Raw genomic sequence first — 3,581 nt, 5'->3', positions numbered from 1 at the left:
CCGCGACCAGCGCCTCCGCCGCGCCACGCACCGCCACGAGGGCCGAGGCGGACCGTCCCCGCCGCTCGCGAACGGCGCCAGGGCGCGACGGCATTTCTCCATCCAGTCGCCCTCGTACTCGTGCTTGACCTTCTCCAGCTCGTGCGAGGCGGCCAGGGCGGCGCTCACCCCGGGGATTTCCCCGCCCTGCAGCAGGACGCAGTCCAGATAGGTCCCGGCGATCACCTCGGCCTTGTCCGCCAGGGTCGGATCGCTGGCCTCCAGCGCCGCGTCGATCAGCGCGTGCTGGCGGGCGTCGTATTCCCTGTAGAGCGCGATCAGCAGGCCGTTGCGGGTCTCGAAATGATCGTAGACCAGCGGCTTGGTCACCCCCGCCTGCTCCGCCAGCCGCCCCAGTGACAGGGCGTCGGCTCCCTCCTCGCGCACCAGCCGCCAGGCGACCTCCAGCAGTTGCCGCCGGCGGTCGTCCCGCGCCAGCCGACGCCGCGTCGCGCCCTTCTCTCCGGTTGACTCCAAGAGGGTCGTCACCTTATGTACCAAAAGTAAGTTACTTTCAGTATATAGCCCAGGAGCCGTCCGCTCAACCCGGGACGGATCGCGCCCATGCATGCCCTTGTCGTCTTCGCCCATCCCGATCCCGCGTCGCTCACCCGAAGCGCCGCCCTGGCCATCGGCGAAGAAATCGTGCGGGCCGGCCACGGCTGCGAGATCGCCGACCTCTCCGCCGAGGGCTTCGACCCGCGCTTCACCCTGGCGGACCGCGCCGTCCATCATCGGACGGGGCCTGCGCCGGCCGACGTCCTCGCCGAACAGGCCCGCCTGGAGCGGGCCGACGCCCTGGTGCTGGTCTACCCCGTGTTCTGGTGGTCCATGCCGCCCAGCTGAAGGGCTGGATCGACCGGGTCTTCTCCAACGGCTGGGCCTTCGAGGACGGGCCCGGCGGCGCGGGCCTGGTGCGGAAGCTCCAGCGGCTGCGCGTCCATCTGGTGGCCGTCGCCGGCTCGGACCGGTCCGCCTACGGGCGGCACGGCTACCAGGACGCCATGCGGGTCCAGATCGACCACGGGGTCTTCGGCTATTGCGGCGCCCCCGTCGAGGCATCCGAGATCCTTTTCGAGGTGGAGACGACCGAAGTTCAACCGCACCTCGAAGCCGCCCGCCGGATCGGCCGCGCCGTGTTCGGGCCGAAGAACGTCGGGACATAAAGGCCACAGTCGCTTTCCAGCCTGGAGTCTTGATGAAAGTTCATTGGCCTGCGCCCCCGGCGTCGCCGAAACAGGGCCTGAGCCCGCAGGCGGTCCGCAACTCTCGGTTTCAGCGCTGAAATGCGACGGAAAACACCGGGGCGGAACGTTTTGCAGCTCGTTTCTCTCCCCCCGCAAAGGCCCCCCGCATGCTTTCTCGTGACGACCGCCCCCTCTACGGCCTGATGGCCGGCTCGATCCAGGCCGCGCCCCGCGCCGGTCCAGACGCCGGCCCCAAACTCCCGCGCCGGCCGCGACCGGCGCGACACAGGATCCTGCGGCCCCTCGGCCGTCCGCGCGGACCGGCGAGGAAGCCTACGATCTGGGCACCACCACCGTCACGGGCAGCCGCCCCCGCGGCAGCGTCGACACCGACATCCCGGCCGACGTCGTCCTCACCGCCGACCAGATCCAGGCCTACGGCGCCTCCAACATCGCCGAACTGATGACCTATCTGGAGCCGATCACTCGCAGCTCCAGCGGCCGCACCGATCTGCAGCCCGTCTTCCTGGTCAACGGCCGCCGCATCTCCGGCTTCCAGGAGATCCAGGGCATCCCGACCGAGGCCATCGAGCGCACCGACATCCTGCCCGAGGAGGTGGCCCTGCAGTTCGGCTACCGCGCCGAGCAGCGCGTCGTGAACTTCGTGCTGAAGAACAATTTCCGCTCGGTGACGACCGAGCTGACCGCTCGCCGTCCCACTCAGGGCGGCCGCACCGTGGCCGAGGTCGAGGGCAACGTCCTGCGCATCTCGGGCTCCAACCGCTGGTCGATGGACCTGGAGCACGAGCGCGCCAATCCCCTGTTCGAGAGCGAGCGAAACATCGAGCGCGACCCCGGCTCGACGCCCTACGACCTGATCGGCAACGTCACCGGCGATCCCTACGTCCAGCGTGACCCCGCCGGGAACCTCATCGATCCCGCCCTGCCCCGCACCGTCTCGCCCGTCCCGACGGGCGGCCTGTCCCTGTCCGACTTCATCGCCGCCGCCGGCGAACCGCGCACGGGCGACCTGGGCGCCTACCGCACCCTGCTGGCCGAGACCGAACGCAACACCGTGCGCGGCACGATCAAGCGCGACCTGAACAGCACCACCCAGGCCACCTTCAGCGGCAGCCTGGACGACAGCACCAGCCGCAGCTTCAACGGCCTGCCGGGCGTCACCCTGGACCTGTCGGCGGCGAACCCCTTCTCGCCGTTCGCCAACGATGTCCTGGTCCATCGCTACATCGACGACGCCGCCTCCCTGCGCCGCGAGACCGACACCCTGACCGGCCGCCTTGGCGTCGTTCTGGACGGCTTCCTGGGCGACGATTGGCGCTGGACGTTGAGCGGGAGCTATGACCGGGTCGAGACCGACACCACCACCGGCCGCGGTTATGCCGCGACGCCCTTCGACGCCCGCCTGGCCGCCAACGACCCGACCGCCGATCCCTTCGCGGCCCTGGACCCGGCCGACTTCGCCCGCATCCCCAACGACACGGCCCATTCGGTCTCCCAGGTCCTGGCCGCGGAGCTGGTGTTGAACGGCGATGTCTTCGAACTCCCCGCCGGCGACATCAGTTCGACGATCAAGATCGGCGCCGACACCCGCTCGCTGGATTCGACCAGCAACCGCTACTCGACCGTCACTCAGACCGTCGTGACCACCGACCGCTCCCAGTCGCGCGACCGGGCCAACGTCCAGGCCAGCTTCAACGTGCCGATCGCCAGCCGCCGGCAGGAGGTGCTGACCGCGCTCGGCGATCTGTCGTTCAACGTCAACGCCGGCTACGAGGAGCTGTCCGACTTCGGCGGCCTGACCACCTTCGGCGTCGGCATGAACTGGTCGCCGATCGAGAAGCTGTCCTTCCTGGTCAGCTACACCGACGAACAGGGCGCGCCCTCGATCAGCCAGCTGAACGATCCCGTCCTGGTCACGCCCAACGTCCCGGTCTTCGACTTCCGCACCGGCCAGACCGTGCTGGTCAACCAGACCACCGGCGGCAACCCGGATCTGAACGCCGACAACCGCACCGTCATCCGGGCGGGCGGCACCCTGCGTCCCTTCTCCGACATCGACCTCAGCCTGATGTCGACCTGGACCTACTCGAAGACCGAGGACTATCTCGCCTCCTTCCCGGCGGTGACCGCGGCGCTCGAGGCCGCCTTGCCGGGCCGCTTCACCCGCGACATCGACGGAAACCTGATCGCCGTCGACGCCCGTCCGCTGAATTTCGACAGCTACGAGCGGCAGGACATTCGCACCGGCTTCAACTATTCGCGCGCCTTCGGCACGCCCAATCCGGCCGCCGCCCCGCTGCCCGGCCAGCCCGGCAGCGCCCGCCCGCCCGTTCC

At 69.6% G+C, this 3,581-nt stretch carries 1 protein-coding gene and 2 pseudogenes; 2 read left to right on the top strand and 1 reads right to left on the bottom strand.

Going from position 1 to position 3,581, the window contains the following annotated elements; genetic code table 11:
* A partial coding sequence (locus AC2W7C_RS14990; RefSeq protein WP_486002130.1) for a TetR/AcrR family transcriptional regulator occupies positions 1–516 on the bottom strand: 516 nt, incomplete at its 3' end.
* An 87-nt stretch (positions 517–603) separates the two neighbouring features.
* Between AC2W7C_RS14990 and AC2W7C_RS14985 the strand changes: the two are divergent.
* Positions 604–1,205 (top strand): annotated as a pseudogene (locus AC2W7C_RS14985) (NAD(P)H-dependent oxidoreductase).
* 484 nt (positions 1,206–1,689) lie between these two features.
* Positions 1,690–3,581, top strand: a pseudogene (locus AC2W7C_RS14980) (TonB-dependent receptor); the annotation flags it as partial.

The organism is Brevundimonas sp. CURTG3B2_SDJG (assembly GCF_057364705.1).
This window is presented reverse-complemented; position numbering and strand designations above follow the sequence as displayed.